Raw genomic sequence first — 20715 nt, forward strand, 5'->3', positions numbered from 1 at the left:
CGTTCCGGTCAGATTTCATCGAGACCGAAGACGGTGTCCGACACATCCCGCGGATGGTCCCATTGTTTTAGCCACGTGTTCCAGCCGAGCCGCGGCGCGTCGTCACCGTCGGTCGCCAGGCGGCAGAACGGGACCTCAGCCTTGCTCAGCGTCAGTTGCAGGTCGAAGCTCAGATCGGGCCCGACATAGCTGCGCACGAGATGCGCGAGAGCCCCGAGATCCTTTCCGTCCGGCATGAAGCGCACGAACTCCCTATAGCCAAGCGGTCCGACGCGAATGCGGAAGCTGCCTTGCACGTCCCATACCCTGTCACCGATCACCGCGTTGCTGCCGAGCTGGCAGAAGGATCCTTCGGGATGCGCCCAACTCGGCAAGGTCGTGCGCTCGTCAGCCGCGAGATTGCCCCACCGCCCCTGAAACTGCTCGATCCAGACCGGCCGGCCGAAGTGATCCGACAGCATCGCCTCCAGGGCGACGGCGGACCGCGTCGACTGCGTCAGATGGCCGGCATAGTGCAGCAAGATCTCGTCATCGACCGCGAGCCGGCCGCGCAGATGATCCGTGCCGAATCCGACCAGGGCATAGAGGCTGGCGCTGATCGGGTCGTCGCCCTCCCTGCCGCTGCGCTCATAGACGGCGGGCAGCCGGTACTTCTCCCAGGCGCGGACGAACAGCGAAATGATACGGTGGTTGAAGAGGTCGAAGAAATCGCGGATCGCCACACTCTTGTCGCGGATGCTGCGGATCAGCATCTCGGTATAGTGCTGCGGCAAGACGCCCATCGGCCCGGTCAGGCCCATGAAGCTCACGATCATCTCCGGCGGCCCCGCCGGACGCCGGCCCTCCGGATCGGTCTTTCCCGGCGTCAGGCGATCAATCGGCGCGTCCGGAAAGGAGAGCGCCTGCAGCGCGCGAAACCGGACTGCCTCGCGCCGCGGATCCGCATCCTCGCCGACGGCGGCCCGCCCTTCGAATCGCGGGTCCTCGGAATCCTTGCGCGCCGCCTGCTCCAGGACCCGCACCGCCTGAAAGAACTCGAAGCGGTCGGCATCCTTGAACAGGGCTTGGATCAGAGGAGGATTCGGTCGCCTGCTCTTGGTCGCCATTTGCGGAGAATCCCCGGCCGGCCACGGACCTTGGCCGTCAGCCGCGTGAAGGAGTTGATGGAGGCATAGAGCGCGAGGAAGCGTTCCAGCACTGACGCCAGCAGGAACAGGCCGCTTTCCGAGAAGCGCCGATCGTCGAACTCGATATCGATCTCGACGCCTCGGCAGAACGCACCCGCGTCCTGGGACAATGCCTGAGACGGCGCCCGCGCCGTCCCGCGTCGGCTGCGGATGCCGAGAACGCTGTCGATGATGGCACGGGTATCCTGTGAATCCCGGAAGTCGTAGAGCTTCAGAATCTCGCGCAGCGCGTCCGCCCCCTCCTCGTGATCGATGAGGGAGAGGTGGCCGAGCGTCAGATGCGAGATCAGCCGCCAGCGGCCGCCTTCCCGCATGGGCGGGCGGAGCGTCGGTGTCGGCGGCGTGATGCAGGTGACGCTCGTGACGGCGGAAGCGCCTTCGGCGAGCTGCAGATGGGGATGGCCGCCGCCATAAGGCAGCTTCGCCGGCAGGTCCCGATTGAGGCAGGTGGTATCGACTGAAACGATCCAATCCGCCGGCGCCGCAGGGTTGAAATCGAGATCGACCAGGGAGAGAAACATATCCGTCCCCGGGTCCCGCGCGCCCGCGGCGCAACGCATCGGGTGCCAGAAACTGCTCGGGCCATCCGGATCGCCCGCATGCTTCACCGAATAGAAGGGCCTGAACGTGACCTCCTCGCCGCTCGGCGAACTCGCACTGACGCGGTCGATCGAATAGATCTCGGTCGCCGCCGGCCGCCGGGCGTCGGGTACGACGCGGTAGGACGAGTCTGCCTGGGTCAGCTGGATGGGCTCCGCCCGCTGACGGAAAAGATTGACGATCGGTGCGCAGCCCAGCGCGAAGCTCTCCGCGGAGACACTCCGCTCCAGCTCGGCCGAGGTGGAATTTAGATAGAAAAAGATCTCGAGCTTATTGCCGGCCTCGAGAAGCACCTTGCCTGAGAGGCGCGTCAGATCGAAGAACAGAAACTTCTCGGGAAAAGCGAAGAACTCCGTCAGCAGGCGATAGCCGATGAAGGACCGCGCCGGATAGGGCAGCATGCCCTCGTCGCGCTCGAAGCCCACGGCCCGGATACAGTCGGGGTCGAGGAAGACCGGGTTGGGATCGTTGGCCGAATCGGCAAGCGCGACGAGCAGCGTGTTGTTCAGGATCAGCTCATAGAGTGGGAACACCTGCTGCGGCTGTCCGCGGAGAAAGAAGCGAAGCGAGTCCGGTGCGAGCTGCGTGAAGGTCATATCCTCGGCGAGACAGCGCAGCCTCAGCCTCAGCGTCGCGACGGCCCCGCCGGCGCGCGACGCCGCCGGCGCCACCAGCGGCCGCCCGGTGAGGCTCGCCCCCTGCAGCGCGATCGGCCACAGGGTTGTCGGATAGCAAGTGCGGAATCGGCAGGTCTCGCCGCCGACGGGCTCCGTCTCGATCTCCACTCCGGCCGGGACGGTATAGGCGCCGGCCAGATCGGGCTGGCAGGCGAACTGGACGATCGCCATGGAGGGAACCGGCGCCAGATAATGCGGATAGAGGACGTTCAGCAGGGCATCCGTCAGCTCCGGAAAGTCGTCGTCCAGCTTGTGACGTATCCGGGCGTTCAGAAAGGCGAAGGATTCGACGAGGCGGCCGACATGCGGGTCCTCGATCGCATCGGCGCTCAGCCGCAGCCGTCCGGCGATCTTCGGATGCGCTTCGGCGAACTCCGCCGCGAGCCGGCGGATATAGGCGAGCTCGCGATTGTAGTAGGGAAGAAGCTCGTCAACCATCGCTCTTGCTGACCACCGAAACACTGCGCGAAGCCGGGTCGAGAAACGAATCGAAGACCACCGGCTCCGGCGCCGGGTCGGCATGCATCAGGGCCTCGATCCGGAATCGGAGCGTGCGGTCGAGCGGCTCAGCATTGTCGAGGATGCTAACCTCGACCGAGACGAAGCGCGGCTCGCTGCGCCGGATCACCTCTTCAACTTCGCGCCGGAACGCTTCACGTTGGTCGTCCGAGCCGAGGCTCGCCGCCGTGAAGTCGGAAATGCCGTAGGCAAGCAACGAGTCGTCAAGCTCGGTCTGCTCGGCCGGCCAGGACCGGCACCGTTCGCGCGTGTTCAGCAACGCTTCCAGATCACGGCGAACCGCATATCGCAGCTCCGCCAGATACTGGCCGCGCGATTTCGTCGGGTCGCGCCGCTCATCCGGATTGGCGTCGAGCAGCCTGTCCAGGACCGACGGCAGGATCGGCTGATCAAGATCGATTCTGGCCATGGCCCGAAATCACCGTTCCCCTGCCCGAACGATCGCGGATCACGCGGCGGCCTCACCGAACTCGATGGTGGAGATCTCCATGATCGTCTTGCTCTCGTTCCCGATCAGAAAGCCGCGTTGCCCGATGCCGCGAACCGGCGCGCCCTCGCCGCCCGCCCAATCGGTCACGCGGCCGAGCAAAGCACGGTCCTCCTGGTCGTCGGTGCCGGCATAGATGGCCGGCAGAAACACTTCGCCGTCCGGCCCCTCGGCCACGGTCATTTGAGCGCGCCGCCAGATCAGGTCGCGCGGCCGCTCGGGCGGCCGGAACTCCAGCGAGACGACCCGGTCCATTGGAATCCAGTAATACTTTCCCGTGCTCGTCAGGACCTCGAAGAAGGGCGCGGTCAAGTCGTCCAGGTCACGCATGTCTTCGAACGCGCGGCCGTCGCAGATACCGCCCACCGCGGGACGTTGATCCTCCGCCTGCGCCAGCAGCTTCGCCGCGTCGCCGGCATCGTTCTCCCGCAGTCGGATGGAGGCCTGCAGATGAAGCTGGAGCAGCGGCGAGGGCTGCCCCAGGAACTCCGGAAGCCGGCCTTCGGAATAGAACTGGCGGCGCGCCAGCTCGGCCCGGACTAGCTGGCGGAATAGCGCGATGCCGATCGCCGCCTTCGGATCCTGATCGGTCAGGACATCGAGCTGCAGGTCGGCACGCTCGAACCGGCCGGCGAAGCAGAGGAGCTCCGCGAGAAAGCCGCGGCGATTCGCATCCGTCGGATGCGACTTGACCTCGGCGTTCATCGCCTCGATCGCCTCCTGCAGGCGGCCGGCCTCGAAATGCTCTTTTGCCCCGAGAGTCATGCTGGAAACACCTTCGCTGCTAGGCCCGTTGCGGGGCCAGTTCCGTGACGAGTTTGAACGCCGACAACACCTGGTCGAGTTGGAAATGCGGCCGCAGATGCACCGTGCAGTGATAGATTCCCGGCCGGCTCGGCAGCTCGCGCACCCGGACGCTGGCCTCGCGGAGCGGATAGCGCGCCTTCGTCTCCGGCCCGGCATCGTCGTTTCCCGTGGTGTAGCCGTGGAGCCAGCGCTGCAGGAAGTCCTCGCAGACCTCCGGCGTCGCGAAGGAGCCGATCCGGTCTCGGCCGATCACCTTGATGTAATGGGCAAAGCGCGAGACGCACATGATGTATTGCAGCATCGTCGACAGCCGCGCGTTCGCCGCCGCCGCAGGGTTGTCGTAGTGCTTTGCGACCTGCGCGGACTGGTTGCTGTAGAACACCGAATATTCGGTGTTCGCCGCCTTGCTCAGCGGGATGAATCCGAGATCGCTCAATTCCTTCTCGCGGCGCTCCGACAGAATCACGTCGGTCGCGAATTTGACGGCGACGCCGGGTTTGTCCGTCTCGAAAGAATCGACCGGAAGGCCGACGACGATGCCGCCGCCGAGCACGTCCCGCCGGGCGCCGCGGATATCCGCGAACCAGCCCGAAGTCGCGAAGGCGCGGATCAGAACGGCGGCAAAGGCATAAACCGCATTGCCCCAGAGATAACCGTGATCTCGATAGCCATGACCCTCGGCCTTTGTCCCGCGCCCCTGAAAGCGGAATCCATCGATCCGCGAACCGTCATCCCGATGCCGTCGTCGCATCAGCACGCGCGGCAAGGTCAGGCCGATAAAACGTGCGTCCTCCGTTTCCTGAAGGCTCTTCCAACGCTGGTATTCGCCCTGCCGGAAGATCGCCTGGAGGTCGATCGGCAGCCCCAGATCGGAGAAGCTCTCGAGACTGAACATCCGGGGCGTGCAGCCGACGACGAACGGCGCGAAAGCGGCCGCCGCGACGCTGGAGAGCGCCTTGAGGGCCGCCACGTCGTCGGTCGCATGCTCGGCCCCGCGCAGATGCTGCACCTCATAGTCGCCGATCAGTACGCCGAACGGCTCGCCGCCCGGCATGCCGAACTCCTCGCTGTAGATCTTGGCGAAAAGCTGACTCTGATCGAACTCGATGGCCCGCTCCAGATCACGGCAGACCTCCGGCCAGGCGATGTTGAGGACACGGAGCTTGATGCCGTCGACCTCGTCGCTCAGATCGACGAGATAACGGATGCCGCGCCATGACGCTTCGAGCCGCTGCAGCCGCACATGACGCAGAATCGCATTGACCTGATCGGTCAAAAGCCGATCGAGCCAAGCGATATCGCGATCGATTGCCCGAAGGATCGCGGCACGGTCGTAAGGCCGTGCAAGCGCCCCGAACCAGAGCTGCAGCGCGCGGTACCATGCCGGCCCGGCGAGAAACTCGTCGAGGGCGGCGCCCTCCTCCGCCTTCACGAGGCCGAGCAGACGATCGCGCAGCGGCGCGTCCGCTGCTCGCTCAAACGACGTGGCAACGGCAGACGCTTCAACCTGCTCGGAGGATTCGTCCGCCGCCTCCACGGGATCATCGACCATACAGGGCATCAGCCCATCTGCGGAATTCTCGCGACCATCCGCAGCGAGGTGGTCAGCTCCTCCATCTGAAGCCAGGGCCGCATCCAGGCGACGGCGTTATAGGAACCGGGCTTGCCCGGGATCTCCTTCACCGAAACCTTTGCCTCGCGCAGCGGATATTTGGCCTTCATCTCCGGACCGGCCGCCTCGTTGGCGTTGACGTAGTTGAGGATCCACCGGTTCAGCCAGTCCTCGCAGTCCGACGCCTCCATGAACGAGCCGATCTTGTCGCGGGCCATCACCTTCAGGAAGTGGGCGAAGCGCGACGTCGCCATGATGTAGGGGAGCCGGGCCGAGATCGCGGCATTGGCCGTCGCTTCCGGCCGATCGTACTTCTTCGGCTTCTGCGTCGTCTGGGCCCCGAAGAACACGGCATAGTCAGTGTTCTTATAATGGCACAGCGGCAGGAAGCCGAGCTTGCTCAGCTCCGCCTCGCGGCGGTCGGTAATGCCGATCTCGGTCGGGCATTTCTGATCGGGATCGCCGTCGTCGCTGGTGAAGACATGGCTGGGCAGGTTCTCGACCTTGCCGCCGCCTTCGGCACCCCGAATGGCGGTGCACCAGCCATTTTTCGCGAAGGCATCGGTCAGGCGTGTGCCGAGCACATAGGCGGCATTCATCCAGCAATATTCGTTGTGCTCCATCGACTTGGCCGCGCCGCGCGCGTCGGACGGCGCCTCCTCATAGCCGAATTCCTCGACCGGCTTCGTCGCCGCGCCGTAGGGAAGGCGCGCCAGCACCCGCGGCATGGCGAGCGTGACGAAACGGGAGTCTTCGCTTTCGCGGAAGCTGCGCCACTTGGTGTATTCGAGGGAGTCGAAAATCTTCTCCAGGTCCCGCGGCTTCGAGAGTTCGGTGTAGGACTCGAACCCGAACAGGTTCGCGCTCGCGGCGGAGAGGAAGGGCGCGAACGCCGCCGCGGCGACGTTGGACATATTCCCCAGCAGCTCGATGTCTTCCGGGTGGTTGGTGAATTCATAGTCGCCGATCACGGCGCCGTAAGGCTCGCCGCCCGGCGTTCCGAACTCGTTCTCATAGAGCTTCTTGAAAATCTGGCTCTGATCGAACTCGACCGCCTTCGACAGGTCCTTGTAGAGGTCCCGCTTCGACAGGTTCATGGCCCGGATCTTCAGGGTCGAGCCCGTCTCCGTGTTCATGACCAGATGATGCAGGCCGCGCCAGGACCCCTCCAGCTTCGTGAAGGAGGGGTGGTGCATGATCGCGGCGAGCTGCTTCGACATGGCGGCATCGATCGAGGCGACCGCCTTGTTCAGCGTGACCGTCAGATTCTTGCTGTAGGTGACGGTTCCCTTCAGCGCTTCCTCGGTGAGCGTGCGCAGCAGTTCCTGGGCGCGCTCCGGCTCGGTCTGCTTCGTGGCGCCGATCGCCTGATCGAGCAGATTAACCTCTGCCTCCGTGGTCGCGGCGGCCGCTTCGGTCTTGGCCGATGTCTCGGCACTCATTACTTGTCCCCCTTGCCGCTGTCATCGCCGGACGGCTCCTCGACGCCGAGCGCCGTCTGGAACTGCTTCAGCTCCTCGCTGTTCTGCAGGACCCGCTCGAGAACGGCTTCCAGGTCCTCGGACCGGTCGATCTTCGTCATCAGGTCGCGGAGCTGGTTGCGGGTGTCGAGCAGCTTCTTCAGCGCCGGAACTTGGCCGACCACCTGCGCCGGCTCGAAATCGTCAATCGAGTTGAACTTCAGGTTCACGGCCATTTCGCTGCCGTCGCCCTGCAGCGTGTTCTCGACCTTCATGTTCAGCCCGGGCGCCATCCGCGCCATCACGTCGTTGAAGTTGTCGCGGTCGATCTGGATGAACTTGCGATCCTTGAGCGGCTTCAGCGGTTCGGTCGGATCGCCCGAGAAATCGCCCAGAACGCCGACCACGAAGGGCAGCTCCCGCTCGACCACCGCCCCTTCTGTTTCCACTTGGTAGCTGATGTGAACCCGCGGCTTGCGGACTCGCTCGAGCTTGTCGTGAATGCTTGCCATACCCCCCTCCAGCAGCACCGTCGATGCGACGGAAGCGATTGTAAGAATTGCAGTATTGGATGGATCTTCAGGCAATAAAGCAGTTGCCGCCCCTGAAGATCGTTTATGAACCCATAATCTCGGAATGCGTCAAGAAATGCAATCCTGCCGGTCGCGCTCGCGTTCGGCGCTCAACGGTATCGAGATCTGTCGTTATTTTGGGCAGTCGGCACGAGCAGGGCCCCGATTACGTGTTTCCCGCCGCATCGTCTTATTCTCGTACCGTTAAGGTTAATGACGCGTTAAGAAATTCACCCTTCCTCCTGCGGCGGCTTGATCCCTGCCGTGAGAAAGAAGGTGCGGCGCGCCTCCGAATCGGAGATGAGCTCGCCCAACAGCTCCGGCAGCGGCATCCGGCCGCGCCGAACGACCTCCTCCAGCGTGTAGGAGATCGGCGAATGAGGCTCGGTCTGCCGGAAAAATTCGGCGACCTTCAGCAAGGTCCGGAACGCGTCGTCACGCGTCTGCAGGCCGGCCGGCGCCAGGGCGCCGGGTACCGCCTGGCTCGGCGCCGCGCCATCAGCCGGCGCCGGTGCAGTCTCGACTGCGACGGCATCCCTGCCGAAGGCCCGCAGGATGTCCTGAACGGCGGTCAACGTCGTGCTGATCTGTGACGAGGGCGGTGCATCCGAGCCACATCGCTCCGCCAATGCGGCGTTCAGTTGGTCGAACTCGCTTTGGCAAAGCTCGAGATCCGGAATGATCCTGCGATAGAAGTCGGACAGAGTCGCTTTCGCGCTGGCCTCGAACTGGGAGAGCGTCACGGCGCCGGCCGCGATACGCTGCTCCCGCTTCTCCTCGGAGACCTCGAGCAGCTTGGAGGCCTGCTCGTAATGCCACAGGCCGAAGGGTCCGGGATCAGCGCCGTCGGTAATCGGGATCTTTCGGATCGGCTGGATCAGAGCCCCCTCGGCCCCTTCGCCATTCAGCCCGGCGAGCGGCGCCACCTTCGTGAGTACCCCTTCCTCGTCCTCCGCCGGATACAGGTCGTCCCAGAACGCCTCGACCAGCCCGCGCGCCAGTCGGAAACCGTCGCGCAGGCCGGCGAAGCCATGGAGGCGCACCAGCCCTTCGATCAGCCAAGCGGTGACCTCCAGGTCCTTCGTCTGCTCCGCCAGGACCTTCGGCGCCAGGTCGAGGACCGTGCGCCAATCCTTGAGAGGGGCCGCGGCCTCTCTCTCCATATCGGACTCGTCGTCGAGCGCCTCGAGGCTGCGCTCCGCGGCCCGCGCGGCCGAGCGCGCATCCTTGATCCGGTAATAAATCGGATTCGGGGAGGTGTCCTGCCGAAGATCGGCGCCGGCCGGACGATCGCCGGGGATCGGCGCCAGCAGGCGCTCGAAATCGAGAATGTCAGGCGACGACATGAGTGGCGCTTATCCCCTCCCCGCGTAGCGGCCATTAAGTATTCGCTGGCGGAGCGAATCCCGCTGACCGGTTAAGTCATCCTAAAATACTTAACTAAAATTTAAGAAATGCCGCGCGCAAGCCAAAAAAGCGGGAAAACGTCCACGCATCGGCGGCGGATCGGTGGTAGAGTGGTTGGAGGGGAGCGGCGAAAGCCGCGGTCATCTTCAGATCACGCACCGTAAGACAGTGATACTCGAACATAATTTCTCACGTCCGCATTCCGCCATGCGCCTTCTCCGCGCCTTGCCCTGTCTAGGCCGGGCGATAGCGTTCTCAGCCCTGGCCACCGGACTTCTGCTCCTCGCATCGGGCGGGCGGGCGGCTGTTGCCGGAGACGATCTGGCCGGAGACGAACGGGTTGCGCTTGTCATCGGCAACGGCGCCTACGAGTCGCTCGACACGCTGCCCGAAGCGGTCGCCGATGCGGCGGCGGTGGCGGATGCCCTGCGCGGCCTGGAGTTCGAGGTCATCGAACTCTTCAATGGCAGCAACGGAGAGATGAGCGCCCATCTGCAGACCTTCAGCCAGCGGCTGAAGCCGGGCACCGTCGCCCTGTTCTACTATTCCGGCCGTTCCGTTCAGTTTCAGGGCCGGAACTTCCTCCTGCCGGCGTCGGCTAACCTAGCGAGCGATTTTGCTGTCCTGACCGAAGGAATCGTTGCCGATGCGGTGATTAACGTGATGCAAAAGTCGGGCGCCGCGCTGAACCTGCTCTTCCTGGACGCCGCGCACCGGAACCGCTTCGCCGAGGGGTCCGAGACGTTGGCTCCCGGCCTGGTGGAGATTGCGTCCGAAAGGCCGGAAACGATCATTGTCCTCGCCGCGGAGCCGGGCCGCGTCATCGATGACGCCAACGGGGACGGAAGCCGGTTCGCCGACGCGCTCGTGACCGGCCTCTCGCGGCCGGTCGTCGAAGTGAACCGGCTGTTGGCGGAATTGCAGGCGCGCGTTTCGACGACGACGGCCGGAGATCAGCGTCCGTGGATATCCGTGACGGATGTCGATGAGGTCTATCTTCGGGCGCCGGAACTGTCCCCTGCCGAATCGACGGTTGTCCAGACCGAGCCCGAACCCGAATCACAGGACTCGACGGCGATTACCGATCCCGTCAAGGCCGCAGCGGAAGCCGTCGCCTCCAGCGCTGTGGATTCCGAGGCTTTCGCCCTGCCCGGGCAGGAGCCGGCCGTAGAGCCGCAGGACCAGACGATTGAGGCGCCGACCGATAGCGGAGATGCCACTCCTGAAACGACGGTGGCGGCTGCAACCGATGCGGCGGCCGAAGCGCCGGCGGAGCCGACTGCGACACAGCCCGCGACGCAGCCCGCCGGCCGCTTCGCCGAGCTTCAGGCGATCGAAGACGCTCTGGGCGCCAAGGACAAGGAGCGCATCCAGGCTTGGCTGGCGCGCAAAGGCTATTACAAGCGGACGGTGGACGGCGTCTTCGGCCCGGGGACGCGCCAGGCGATCCGCGCCTATCAGGAAGCGGCCGGCGCCGAGCCCACAGGCTGGCTCACCGTGGCCCAGCTCTATCGAATCCTGCGTGACTCGTAGAGTGCCTAATAGAACGTTAACCAAAAACTAGGCATTATTGACGTCTGCCGCCGGTGGGGACGGACGCGGCGGCGCCTTGTTTCAAGGGATGTCATCGCGCACTCTAAATAATCAAAACGAAATACATCCACTCTCAGAGGTCAGGGGGACGATATGGGGCTGAGAGCCAAATTCAACCTGGTCATGATCGTCGCGTTCATGATCGGTCTTGCCCTCGCGGGCGTGCTGTCTTACCGCATCGTTCAGGAGAACGCGCGCCACGAGGTAATTCAGAAAGCGCGAATCATGATGGAGAGCGCGCATGCGATCCGGAACTACACGGCCCAGGAGATCAAGCCGCTGATCGCCGCGCAGCTTGAGACCCGCTTCTTGCCGCACTCGGTACCCTCCTTCGCGGCACAGACCAATTTCCGGGCGTTGCAGGGAGAGTTCCCGAATTACGTCTACAAGGAAGCGGCGCTGAATCCGACGAATCCCGCCGACCGCGCCTCGGACTGGGAAGCCGACATCATCAACGAGTTCCGCAACAATCCGCAACGGAAGGAACTGATCATAGAGCGCGCGACGGCGACGGGCCGTGCCCTCGTCCTGTCGCGCCCCCTGCAGATCAAGGACGATGCCTGCCTCGCCTGCCACAGCACGGCTGCGGCCGCGCCGTCGACGATGATCGAGCTTTATGGGGAGGCGAACGGCTTCGGCTGGCAGATGAACGAGATCATCGGCGCGCAGGTCGTGTCCGTCCCGATGTCGGTGCCCCTCGAAAAGGCCGACAAGACGTTCATGGTGTTCATGGCCGTGCTCACTGCGGTGTTCGCAGTCGTCATGATCATCCTGAACGTCCTGCTGCACTATGTCGTCATCAAGCCGGTCGTGAAGATCTCCGAGATGGCGAGCGCGGTCAGCATGGGCAATATGAGCGTCGAAGAATATGAGCGGCGCGGCAAGGACGAGATCGCATCCCTGTCGGCCTCCTTCAACCGGATGCGGCGAAGCCTGGAGAATGCGATGCAGATGCTGAGCGATTGACGGGCTGACGGCGTGATCGGGACGACCCTTCGATGAGCGAACTCGAACTCCCTCGGACGCTCGGTCGGTATCGCCTCGACGGCGTGCTCGGCCGCGGCGCGATGGGCGTGGTCTACAAGGCCCACGACCCTGTCATCGACCGCGTGATCGCGATCAAGGTCGTCCGGACTGACCTGCTCGATGGCGACGGCGCCGAGGAGTATATGAGCCGCTTCCGGCGGGAAGCGCAGGCCGCCGGGCGCTGCACGCATCCGAACATCGTCGCGGTCTACGACTACTCGGAAGGCGACGGCACCGCCTTCATCGCCATGGAGTACGTCCAGGGCCGGGAACTGCAGGACTTCCTGCGCCAGAACGTCCGGTTCGAACCCAAGGAGGTTCTGCTCATCCTCCTGCAGGTCTTGAACGCGCTCGGCTATGCCCATGGCCTGGGAATCGTCCACCGGGACATCAAGCCGGCGAACGTGATCCTGCTGGACGGCGGCCGCGTCAAGGTCGCCGATTTCGGCGTCGCGAGGCTGGACTCGACGAACCTGACGCAGCACGGCTCGATCGTCGGCACGCCCAGCTACATGTCGCCGGAGCAGTTTAAGGGCGAGACCGTCGACCATCGCGCCGACCTGTTTTCGGCGGGCGTGATCCTCTACGAACTGCTGGCCGGCGAGAAGCCGTTCCCCGGCAGGAATGCGACGGAGGTGATGTACAAGCTGCTGAACCATGAGCCGCGCGACATCGCCGAGGCCAATGCCACGCTCCCGCCGGCGCTGAACATCGTCCTGCGCCGAGCGCTGGCCAAACGGCCGGAGGACCGGTTCCAGTCAGCGCAGGACTTCGCCGACGCGCTCAACGCCGCCTTCACCGGCGCGGCGCAGAAGCAGAATCAAACCTATCCGGATCAGACCGTCCTGATGCCCCAGGCGCAGACGATCGTCGGCATAGGCGGCCCGGCGGGCGGCTGGGACGCAAAGTTCCTGCAAGAGGTCGAGAAGGATCTCGCCTATCATGTCGGCCCGGTGGCGAAGGTGCTGGTGAAGAACGCGGCCGAGAAGACGAGCAACGTCGTCGAGCTCTACGAAACCCTGTCGCGCAAGATTCCCAACGATCTCGACAGAAGCCAATTCATGAAGAAGGCGTGGCGCGAGCAGGGCGGATCCTCGGGCTTGCGCTCGCGCGGCGGCAGCACCGGCTTCGCGACCGCCGGCGGCCCCGGGGTGACGACGGGGATGACGCCAGGCACAGGCAGCTTCGGCGGCTCGAGCAACTCGCGGCTGAGCCCGGAGGTGATCGAAGCGGCGCAGACCGCCCTGACCTTCCATGTCGGCCCCATCGCCAAGGTTCTGGTCAAGAAGGCGGCCGCTCAGGCGGCATCGATCGAGGACCTCTACAACCGCCTCGCGACGCACATCACCCGCGACGAGGACCGCGCCACGTTCCTGCGGACCCGGCCGAGAGGCTGACCCGCCGCCGCAGGGCATTGAAATAAGCTTGTGAAATTTCGCCCAAGAACTCTCCCCTCCCCTTGCGGGGGTAGCGGGAGGAGGATTCTTAATCGGCCATGAGTCCGGCGGACGAGCGCCGCCCTGTCTCCCCCACCCCCTCGCTCAACTTCGCGGCGACCCAGCGGTGGAAGCAATGGGTCGGGCCGTCCATGACAGGGGAGAAGGTGCCGCCGCCGAAGGCGGGCGAGGCGCGGCCCCGCTGCATCCCCTCGACAACGCCGATATCCTCCTCGAACACGGCGCGCCAGGCGCCGGCATTCGCGGCGCGCATCGCCGCATAATCCTCGCCGAGCGGCTCGTCGCCGACATAATAGAGGTCGAGATGCTCCACGGTCCGGTCGGCCGCGACCGGCTCGAGGCGCATGGCGAATAAGTGGTCCGCATGGATTCCCAGCAGAACGTTCGGGAAGAGCGCGACATATTCGGCGCCGGTGGTCCATTTCTCCGGCAGGTCCGGAAAGCGCGGGAAAGGCGGGCCGCCTTCGACGAGGACGGGCGTGTAGACGAGGCTTCCCTGCCCCGCATACTGCCCCTCGGCCTCGATATTGTAGTGGTCCTCGAGCCGCGAATAGCTGTTCAACCCGGGATGCACCCAGGGCAGGTGATAGGCCTCGCAATAGTTCTCGACCGCCAGCTTCCAGTTACAGTTCACCTCGAAGCGAAGCGAGGAGTCCGGGCCGCCATGCCGGATCAGGCCCGTGTCGAAATCCTTCCAGCGTGCGGCCAACGGCGCCGCATAGGCCTCGAAGGGCGGCGCGTCGTCCGACAGAGTCACGAACACCATGTCGAGCCAAACGGCCGTCCGGACCGGCTTCAGCCCGTACCGCGCGCGATCGAATCCCTCGCAGCTATTGCGCCCCGGCCCACCGATATGCGGCGTCGCGCGCAGCCGCCCGTCGAGATCATAGGCCCAGGAGTGGTAGGGGCAGCGCAGCACGGTCTCCACGCGGCAGGAGTGGGAAACGAGCTCCATGCCGCGATGGCTGCAGACATTGTGAAAGACCTTGATGCGCCCTTCATGGTCGCGCAGCAGCAGCAGCGGAAGGCCCAGGAGGTTGACGGGAACGGCGTCGCCCAGATTCGGCACGTCCTTGCCGAGGCCGACGCAGGTCCAAGTCCGGCCCAGGACATAGTCTCGCTCGAAGCGCAGATAGGCGTCGCTCACATAGGCGTCGTTCGGCAGGCCCGAGGCCTCGGCGATCGGCCGCCGGACGCTGGCGAGCTGACTTTCGGTCAAGGGCAATGCTGTCGACATCTCTGCATTCCTGCGATAGGGGGCACACCGCCCGACACCTCGCCATCTACGCACGGGAGAACACCGCTGTGAACCGACCTATTTTTCATGCGATGATGAGACTGGGTTATGGCAGCATAGTGTTGACGTCACACTAGGTAGGATCTGCCGGTCGATATCGATGAGGCGCCCTTATGGAAAGACTGCGCTCGAAACTACCGCCCGTGAGTTGCCTTCTAGCGTTCGAGGCGGCCGGCCGTCTGGCCAATTTCACGCTCGCCGCGGCCGAGCTGAACGTCACGCAGGCGGCGATCAGCCGGCAGATCCGGGCCTTGGAGGAACATCTCCGCTTTCCCGTCTTCCACCGCCGCCATCGCGCCGTCCAGTTGACGACGGAGGGGCGCAAGCTCCACCAGGCGGTGTCGATGGGCTTGGAGCATATCGCCGGCACGATGGCGGGCCTGCGGCGCTCGGCGGGAGAGTCCCACCTGACGATCGGCGCGACGATCGGGTTCGCGGCATTCTGGTTGATGCCCCGCCTGACGCGGTTTCGCGCCGCGTTCCCCGATATTGAGCTTCGGCTGATCGCATCGGACAAGCCTCTCGACCTCCTCTCCGACGGCATCGACATCGCCGTCCGATACGGGTCGGGAGACTGGCCGGGCCTAGCCGCGACCTATCTGTTCGAAGCGGAGATCTTCCCCGTCTGCAGCCCGGGTTTCCTCGCGAAGCATCCGGGCCTACGGTCGCCGGAGGACCTGCTGAACCTCACGCTCCTGGGGTTGGACGATGTCGACCCCTTATGGCTGAACTGGGAGGCCTGGTTCAAGGAGATGGGTCTCCCACTCGGCCGGGACCCCAAGGGAAACCACCGACGCGCCTATTTCAACAACTACCCCATCCTGATTCAGGCCGCGATCGACGGTCAGGGCGTGGGCCTAGGATGGCGCTACTTCCTCGACGACCTGCTGGAACGGGGCGCTCTGGTGCGCCCGATCGAGGCCGCGGTGCGGTCCGATCTCGGATTCTATCTAGTGGTCCCTGAGGGTGTGGAGCCGTCGCGGGACGCCCGCGCCTTCCATGACTGGCTGCTCGCGAACAGCCATGCGAAGCCGGATGCCGAAGCTCAGCGATCTGCCGGCGAATAGACCAGCAGGACCACGGCGCCCTCCTCGCTGCCGCTGGTATGCGGCTCTCCGGGAGCACGGCAGACGAAATCGCCGGCGCCGATCACCCGGTCCTGATCGTAGAACGACCCCTGAAGCACATAGACCTGCTCCAGCTCCTCATGCGCGTGCGACGGCGCAAAAGCGCCAGGGTCAACCTTCATCAGCCAAGTCTTCTCGCCCGACAGCGGATTCTCGAACAGCGGCCTTATCCAGAATCCCTCCACGCCGGAAGACTGCCAAGCCGCCTCGTCCGCATCGAGATACACCGACCCGGCGACCGGCGGCGCAATCGGCCCGACCCTGTCCGACGAGCCCGCGGGCTTCTGAAACATCTCGCTCATCCTGTCATTCCTCAACCGTGACCAAGACCTTCGCGTCTTTCGGGGTCCAATGTTGCGTACCTTATCGCAAAAGGCGGCAACGAACGAGATTGGAGAGCAACAACCGGAGTGAGCCCCGGAACCCGGATCGTCATCTTCCTCCGACAAGACTTTCCTAAAGAAGTGGAGTGGGAGATGACTGCACTGGCCGCCAAGGTCGCCATCGTCACCGGGGCAAGCTCCGGCATCGGATACGCAACATCGAAGCTGTTCGCCCGGGAGGGCGCCAAAGTCGTCGTCGCCGCGCGACGTCAAGCCGAGCTCGACGCGCTCGTCGCGGAGATCACGGCGGCTGGCGGCGAGGCCGTCGCACTTGCCGGCGACGTCAGGGACGAAGCATTCTCCGAAGCCCTGGTCGAAACGGCCATAGGTCGTTTCGGCGGCCTCGATGTGGCCTTCAACAACGCCGGCGTGCTCGGCGAGATGGGAGCGACGCCTGATGTCTCGCTCTCCGGCTGGAGGGACACGATCGAGACGAACCTGACGAGCGCCTTCCTTGGAGCGAAACATCAGATCCCCGCGTTGCTCGACCGAGGCGGCGGTTCCCTGATCTTCACTTCGACATTCGTCGGTTACACGGTCGGCATGCCGGGTCTGGCCGCCTATGCGGCGAGCAAGGCGGGGTTGATCGGCCTCACGCAGTCGCTCGCCGCCGAGCTCGGTCCGAAAGGCATCCGCGCGAATGCGATCCTGCCCGGCGCCGTCGACACGCCGGCATACCGCGCCATGAACGACACGGCGGAGGCGCGAAGCTTCGTTGCGGGCCTGCACGCCCTCAAGCGTATCGCAACCCCGGACGAGCTCGCGAGGTCGGCGCTATACCTCGCGTCGCACGCCTCGACCTTCACGACCGGCAGCGCGCTCCTCGTCGACGGCGGGGTTTCGATCAACAGGACCTGAGCTCGTCCCAACGACTTCGAAGCAATGCAGGAATCCCGCAAGACCCGGCGACTTGCGCAACAACCGCGAGCATGGCAATCGTCATCGGCCCGATAACTGCCTTGCCGCACAATGGAGAAGCAATGTTCGACGACTATCTCGCCCGTTGGCGCCTCACGCCGGACGGCGAGCCGATCGTCACCCACAGCAGCAAGCTTTTGCCCGTGCGCCGCGATGGCCTGCCCGCCATGCTGAAGATCGCCATGGAGGCGGAGGAGCGATGGGGCGGGCTCTTGATGGCCTGGTGGCGCGGAGAAGGCGCGGCGCGTGTCCTGGCCCACGAGGGCGATGCCCTGCTGATGGAGCGCGCGATGGGCGAGTCCTCGCTTGCCGAGATGGCCCGGAACGGTCGCGATGACGAGGCGAGCCGCATCATCTGCGCGGTGGCGGCCAAGCTGCATGCACCGAGGGGCCGCCCGCCGCCGGAGCTTATCCCCTTGTCGCGCTGGTTTGCGGAACTCTGGCCCGCCGCCGCACAGCATGGGGGTCTTCTGAGCAAAGCCGCCGCGACGGCGCGCGAACTTCTGGCCGAGCCGCAGGACGTCACCGTCTTGCATGGCGACCTCCACCATGAAAACGTCCTGGACGCCGGGCCTCGCGGCTGGCTCGCCATCGACCCGAAGCGCCTAGTGGGCGAGCGCGGCTTCGACTTCGCGAACATCTTCTGCAATCCCGATCTAGAGGTCGCGACCGCGACCGGCCGCTTAGCGCGGCAGGCGGCCGTGGTTGCCGAAGCGGCGGGACTGGAGCGTGTGCGGCTGCTGAAATGGATCCTGGCCTGGGCCGGCCTCTCGGCAGTCTGGTACCTTGGCGACGGCGTGAAGCCCGAGCTGGATCTGGCGGTCGCCGAGATCGCGGCCGCGGAACTTGCGGGCGCCGGATACAAGTGAGCGTATGAACCAATGCCTCCGAATTTCGCCCTTGCCGGCAAGTCCGTTCTCGTCACGGGAGCCAACTCCGGAATCGGTCGACGGATTGCAATCGCTGCCGCCGAGCATGGGGCTGACATTGCGGTCCACTATCTGGCAGGCACGGCGAAACCCGTAGGGGCGGAGCATTCCGCCCTTGGCGTTGAAGCCGCCGAAGCGGTAATAGCCGAGATTCGGGGTCTTGGAAGGCGCGCAGTCGCCATCGATGGCGATCTCTCTGTCTCCGAAGCCCCTGCTCGCCTCCTCGCTCTGGCCGAGGCCGAACTCGGCCCGCTCTATGGGCTCGTCAACAACGCGGCTCATTGCGAGCTTCCCGACAATCTGCTGGAGGCAGACTGGGGAGGTTATCGCCGTCACTACGATGTCAATCTTGGCGCCCCGACCATGCTCATGTCCGAATTCGCCCGGCGATACTCGAATCGCGCCCAACCTGCCGGCCGCATCGTGAATATCAGCACCGACGCGGCACGCGCCTTTCCCGGACAGATTTTCTACGGCACGAGCAAGGCTGCGCTGGAAGCGATGACGCGGGCGGCGGCGATCGAGTTGGGCCCTCTCGGCATCACCGTGAATGCCGTCGCACCGGGCCCGGTCCAAACCGGTTACATCGACGACCTTCTGGCGGAGAAGGTCATGCCCTCGATCCCGCTCCGCAGGCTCGGGGCGCCGGACGATGTCGCGCAGGCGGTCGCATTCCTGATGAGCGACGCGGCTGGGTGGATTACCGGCCAGGTAATTCAGGTCGCCGGCGGTCACGCTCTATGAATGGGTGAGGCATCCTCCTTCCCGTAGCGGCGCACTGTTCCAAGCATAACCACTTCCATAACCAGGCCTCATCCATAGGAACAGTTTTTCTACTGTTTACAGCGCGAAGCGGCGCTGCTGTGCTTATCCTTCGAACAAATAAAAATCTGACCGGACAATGCAGCCGGTCAGCAGCCAAGTTCGGCCAAAACAATCACGGGGAGCCGCAAAATGCCGAGGGACAGCCATCGCTACATTCCAGTACTCAAGGAAAAGCTGGTCGAGGGGAAGATCGACCGCCGGGAGTTTCTTCGGACATCGACGCTCCTCGGCCTCTCGGCGACAGCCGCCTACGGCTTCGTCGGCAAGCTGCTCGGCGAGGCTGCGGTCCCCTCGGCCCGGGCGCAGGCCGCCCTGCCGAAGGGCGGCACTCTTCGAATCGCGATGCGGGTCAAAGAGGTGGCGACGCCGCACACCTTCGACTGGGCCGAGAAGAGCAATGTCTGCCGCCAGGTCTGCGAGTACCTGACCAGGACCGGCTATGACAACATCACGCGCCCCCATCTGCTCGAGCGGTGGGATGCGAGCGACGACCTGCGGACCTGGACGCTGCATCTGCGCAAGGGCATCAAATGGCATAACGGCCGCGATTTCACGGCCGACGACGTGATCTGGAACCTCAACCACGTGCTCGACGCCGCCACCGGCTCCTCGATGCTGGGGCTGATGAAGGGCTACATGCTAAACGAGGTGGAGAAGGACGGCGTCGCGACGACCGAGCTTTGGGACGCCAACGCCATCGAGAAAATCGACGATCACACGGTCCGTCTGAACGCGAAGGTTGCCCAGCTCGCCGTGCCGGAGCATCTCTTCCACTATCCGTTCCCGATGATCGACCCCGAAGAGAACGGCGAGTTCGGGCCGGGATCGAATGGCACGGGTCCCTTCGAGCTTGTCGAACACAGCGTCGGCCAGAAGTCCGTCCTGAAGGCGCGGCCCGGCTATTGGGGCGGCGGCCCTCATCTCGACGGGCTGGAGTTCATCGATCTGGGCGACGATCCCGCCGCGTCTTTCGCCGCTTTGGCATCGAAGCAGATCCACGGTCTTTACGCCGCCGACACGAACACGCTGGATGGGCTTAAGTCCCTGGACTTCGTCGAGATGTATCAGGCGGGGACGGCCGAGACCGCAGTGGTCCGCGGCAAGGTGAGCGAGAAGCCATTCGACGATCCGCGGGTGCGCAAGGCGCTGCGACTGGCGATCGACCCCGAGAAGGTCCTCGAAGTCTCGCTGCGCTCGCTCGGCCTGCCGGGCGAGCACCATCATGTCTGCCCGATCCACCCGGAATATGCCAAGCTGCCATTCATGAGCCGCGACGTCGAGGCGGCGAAGCGCCTGCTCGCCGAGGCGGGCTATCCCGACGGCGTCGATCTTGAGCTCGCCTGCCCGAACGACCCGCAATGGCAGCCGATCTCCGTCCAGGCGATGGTCGAGCAGTGGGAGGATGCCGGGATCCGGGTCAAGATCAACACGATGCCCGGCGCGCAATATTGGGACGTCTGGACCAAGGTCCCGTTCGGCTACACGATCTGGTATCATCGGCCGCTCGGCGTCATGACCCTCGGCCTCGGCTACCGGTCGGGCGTACCGTGGAACGAGTCCGGCTATTCGAACGCGGAGTTCGACCGCCTGCTGACCGAAGCGGAAGGCATTCTCGACGTCGACAAGCGCCGCGAGGTGATCGCCAGGCTTGAGGAGATCATGCAGGAGGACGGGCCGATCGTGCAGCCGATCTGGCGCTCCATCTTCACCTTCTACGACAAGCGCGTGAAAGGCTTCCAGATGCACCCGTCGAACTACATCTTCGGCCAGGATCTGGCGATCGAGACTTAACAGCCCCCACCCCAACCCTCCTCCAGCTCGGCTGGGGGAGG

At 64.7% G+C, this 20715-nt stretch carries 18 protein-coding genes; 8 read left to right on the forward strand and 10 right to left on the reverse strand.

The genetic code is table 11. From position 1 onward, the window contains the following. Positions 1–8: 8 nt before the first annotated feature. The 8 genes from tssG to tssA all read right to left on the reverse strand — a co-directional run bounded on the left by tssG (position 9) and on the right by tssA (position 9267). Entirely contained in the window at positions 9–1106 is a 1098-nt protein-coding gene (gene tssG, locus DT069_RS04205) for a type VI secretion system baseplate subunit TssG (RefSeq protein ID WP_119459032.1), read from the reverse strand. Continuing rightward, a complete protein-coding gene (gene tssF, locus DT069_RS04210; RefSeq protein WP_119459033.1) occupies positions 1070–2902 on the reverse strand; it encodes a type VI secretion system baseplate subunit TssF in 1833 nt (610 codons plus the stop codon). Before tssF ends, tssG begins: the two co-directional genes overlap by 37 nt. Continuing rightward, on the reverse strand, positions 2895–3392 hold the full coding sequence (tssE, locus tag DT069_RS04215) for a type VI secretion system baseplate subunit TssE (protein ID WP_119459034.1): 498 nt from the start codon (positions 3390–3392) through the stop codon (positions 2895–2897). The genes tssF and tssE overlap by 8 nt, the downstream gene beginning before the upstream one ends. Before the next feature lie 39 nt (positions 3393–3431). Further along, a complete protein-coding gene (locus DT069_RS04220) occupies positions 3432–4235 on the reverse strand; it encodes a type VI secretion system accessory protein TagJ (protein WP_119459035.1) in 804 nt (267 codons plus the stop codon). A gap of 19 nt (positions 4236–4254) precedes the next feature. Next, positions 4255–5829 carry a type VI secretion system contractile sheath large subunit gene (gene tssC, locus DT069_RS04225; protein WP_119459036.1) on the reverse strand — a complete coding sequence of 525 codons (1575 nt, stop codon included), beginning with the start codon at positions 5827–5829 and terminating at the stop codon, positions 4255–4257. 8 nt (positions 5830–5837) lie between these two features. Beyond that, positions 5838–7331: a type VI secretion system contractile sheath large subunit gene (tssC, locus tag DT069_RS04230; RefSeq protein WP_119459037.1), complete on the reverse strand. Its 1494-nt coding sequence runs from the start codon at positions 7329–7331 to the stop codon at positions 5838–5840. Continuing rightward, positions 7331–7861: a type VI secretion system contractile sheath small subunit gene (gene tssB / locus DT069_RS04235; RefSeq protein ID WP_119459038.1), complete on the reverse strand. Its 531-nt coding sequence runs from the start codon at positions 7859–7861 to the stop codon at positions 7331–7333. The genes tssC (DT069_RS04230) and tssB overlap by 1 nt, the downstream gene beginning before the upstream one ends. A 290-nt stretch (positions 7862–8151) precedes the next feature. After that, positions 8152–9267, reverse strand: a complete 1116-nt coding sequence (gene tssA / locus DT069_RS04240) for a type VI secretion system protein TssA (RefSeq protein WP_119459039.1) — start codon at positions 9265–9267, stop codon at positions 8152–8154. 268 nt (positions 9268–9535) lie between these two features. Here tssA and DT069_RS04245 point away from each other — a divergent pair, with 268 nt between their 5' ends. The 3 genes from DT069_RS04245 (at position 9536) to DT069_RS04255 (ending at position 13344) form a co-directional block, all read left to right on the forward strand. Continuing rightward, the gene (locus DT069_RS04245) at positions 9536–10861 is read left to right on the forward strand and encodes a caspase family protein (protein WP_119459040.1); all 1326 of its coding nucleotides are present in this window, start codon (positions 9536–9538) and stop codon (positions 10859–10861) included. Between the two features lie 153 nt (positions 10862–11014). Next, positions 11015–11887, forward strand: a complete 873-nt coding sequence (locus DT069_RS04250) for a Tll0287-like domain-containing protein (protein ID WP_119459041.1) — start codon at positions 11015–11017, stop codon at positions 11885–11887. Between the two features lie 32 nt (positions 11888–11919). After that, positions 11920–13344, forward strand: a complete 1425-nt coding sequence (locus DT069_RS04255; RefSeq protein ID WP_119459042.1) for a serine/threonine-protein kinase — start codon at positions 11920–11922, stop codon at positions 13342–13344. A gap of 88 nt (positions 13345–13432) precedes the next feature. Here the strand turns inward: DT069_RS04255 and DT069_RS04260 are convergent, their stop codons facing one another. Continuing rightward, positions 13433–14641 carry an aromatic ring-hydroxylating oxygenase subunit alpha gene (locus DT069_RS04260; RefSeq protein ID WP_119459043.1) on the reverse strand — a complete coding sequence of 403 codons (1209 nt, stop codon included), beginning with the start codon at positions 14639–14641 and terminating at the stop codon, positions 13433–13435. A gap of 173 nt (positions 14642–14814) precedes the next feature. Between DT069_RS04260 and DT069_RS04265 the strand changes: the two genes are divergently transcribed. After that, positions 14815–15768, forward strand: a complete 954-nt coding sequence (locus DT069_RS04265; RefSeq protein ID WP_119459044.1) for a LysR substrate-binding domain-containing protein — start codon at positions 14815–14817, stop codon at positions 15766–15768. On the opposite strand, the gene DT069_RS04270 is transcribed toward DT069_RS04265, so the two are convergent. Then, on the reverse strand, positions 15747–16121 hold the full coding sequence (locus tag DT069_RS04270; protein WP_162912976.1) for a cupin domain-containing protein: 375 nt from the start codon (positions 16119–16121) through the stop codon (positions 15747–15749). The genes DT069_RS04265 and DT069_RS04270 overlap by 22 nt on opposite strands. Before the next feature lie 183 nt (positions 16122–16304). On the opposite strand from DT069_RS04270, the gene DT069_RS04275 reads away from it, so the two are divergent. The 4 genes from DT069_RS04275 (at position 16305) to DT069_RS04290 (ending at position 20674) form a co-directional block, all read left to right on the forward strand. Next, on the forward strand, positions 16305–17069 hold the full coding sequence (locus tag DT069_RS04275) for an SDR family oxidoreductase (protein ID WP_119459046.1): 765 nt from the start codon (positions 16305–16307) through the stop codon (positions 17067–17069). 122 nt (positions 17070–17191) lie between these two features. Beyond that, positions 17192–17998, forward strand: a complete 807-nt coding sequence (locus DT069_RS04280) for an aminoglycoside phosphotransferase family protein (RefSeq protein ID WP_119459047.1) — start codon at positions 17192–17194, stop codon at positions 17996–17998. A gap of 12 nt (positions 17999–18010) precedes the next feature. Then, complete coding sequence (locus DT069_RS04285; protein WP_119459048.1) at positions 18011–18802, forward strand: SDR family NAD(P)-dependent oxidoreductase; 792 nt, start codon at positions 18011–18013, stop codon at positions 18800–18802. Between the two features lie 210 nt (positions 18803–19012). Continuing rightward, positions 19013–20674 (forward strand): ABC transporter substrate-binding protein, encoded by a 1662-nt coding sequence (locus DT069_RS04290; RefSeq protein ID WP_119459049.1) that lies wholly within the window; start codon positions 19013–19015, stop codon positions 20672–20674. Positions 20675–20715: the final 41 nt, after the last annotated feature.

Origin of the sequence: Virgifigura deserti, from assembly GCA_003576685.1 — a bacterium.
GTDB classification, from domain to species: Bacteria; Pseudomonadota; Alphaproteobacteria; order Dongiales; family Dongiaceae; genus Virgifigura; species Virgifigura deserti.

Bases quoted from the DNA above. Each gene is read 5' to 3' on its own strand.
- tssG (WP_119459032.1), bottom strand. From the start codon at position 1,106: ATGGCGACCAAGAGCAGGCGACCGAATCCTCCTCTGATCCAAGCCCTG.
- tssF (WP_119459033.1), bottom strand. From the start codon at position 2,902: ATGGTTGACGAGCTTCTTCCCTACTACAATCGCGAGCTCGCCTATATC.
- tssE (WP_119459034.1), bottom strand. From the start codon at position 3,392: ATGGCCAGAATCGATCTTGATCAGCCGATCCTGCCGTCGGTCCTGGAC.
- DT069_RS04220 (WP_119459035.1), bottom strand. From the start codon at position 4,235: ATGACTCTCGGGGCAAAAGAGCATTTCGAGGCCGGCCGCCTGCAGGAG.
- tssC (WP_119459036.1), bottom strand. From the start codon at position 5,829: ATGGTCGATGATCCCGTGGAGGCGGCGGACGAATCCTCCGAGCAGGTT.
- tssC (WP_119459037.1), bottom strand. From the start codon at position 7,331: ATGAGTGCCGAGACATCGGCCAAGACCGAAGCGGCCGCCGCGACCACG.
- tssB (WP_119459038.1), bottom strand. From the start codon at position 7,861: ATGGCAAGCATTCACGACAAGCTCGAGCGAGTCCGCAAGCCGCGGGTT.
- tssA (WP_119459039.1), bottom strand. From the start codon at position 9,267: ATGTCGTCGCCTGACATTCTCGATTTCGAGCGCCTGCTGGCGCCGATC.
- DT069_RS04245 (WP_119459040.1), top strand. From the start codon at position 9,536: ATGCGCCTTCTCCGCGCCTTGCCCTGTCTAGGCCGGGCGATAGCGTTC.
- DT069_RS04250 (WP_119459041.1), top strand. From the start codon at position 11,015: ATGGGGCTGAGAGCCAAATTCAACCTGGTCATGATCGTCGCGTTCATG.
- DT069_RS04255 (WP_119459042.1), top strand. From the start codon at position 11,920: ATGAGCGAACTCGAACTCCCTCGGACGCTCGGTCGGTATCGCCTCGAC.
- DT069_RS04260 (WP_119459043.1), bottom strand. From the start codon at position 14,641: ATGTCGACAGCATTGCCCTTGACCGAAAGTCAGCTCGCCAGCGTCCGG.
- DT069_RS04265 (WP_119459044.1), top strand. From the start codon at position 14,815: ATGGAAAGACTGCGCTCGAAACTACCGCCCGTGAGTTGCCTTCTAGCG.
- DT069_RS04270 (WP_162912976.1), bottom strand. From the start codon at position 16,121: ATGTTTCAGAAGCCCGCGGGCTCGTCGGACAGGGTCGGGCCGATTGCG.
- DT069_RS04275 (WP_119459046.1), top strand. From the start codon at position 16,305: ATGACTGCACTGGCCGCCAAGGTCGCCATCGTCACCGGGGCAAGCTCC.
- DT069_RS04280 (WP_119459047.1), top strand. From the start codon at position 17,192: ATGTTCGACGACTATCTCGCCCGTTGGCGCCTCACGCCGGACGGCGAG.
- DT069_RS04285 (WP_119459048.1), top strand. From the start codon at position 18,011: ATGCCTCCGAATTTCGCCCTTGCCGGCAAGTCCGTTCTCGTCACGGGA.
- DT069_RS04290 (WP_119459049.1), top strand. From the start codon at position 19,013: ATGCCGAGGGACAGCCATCGCTACATTCCAGTACTCAAGGAAAAGCTG.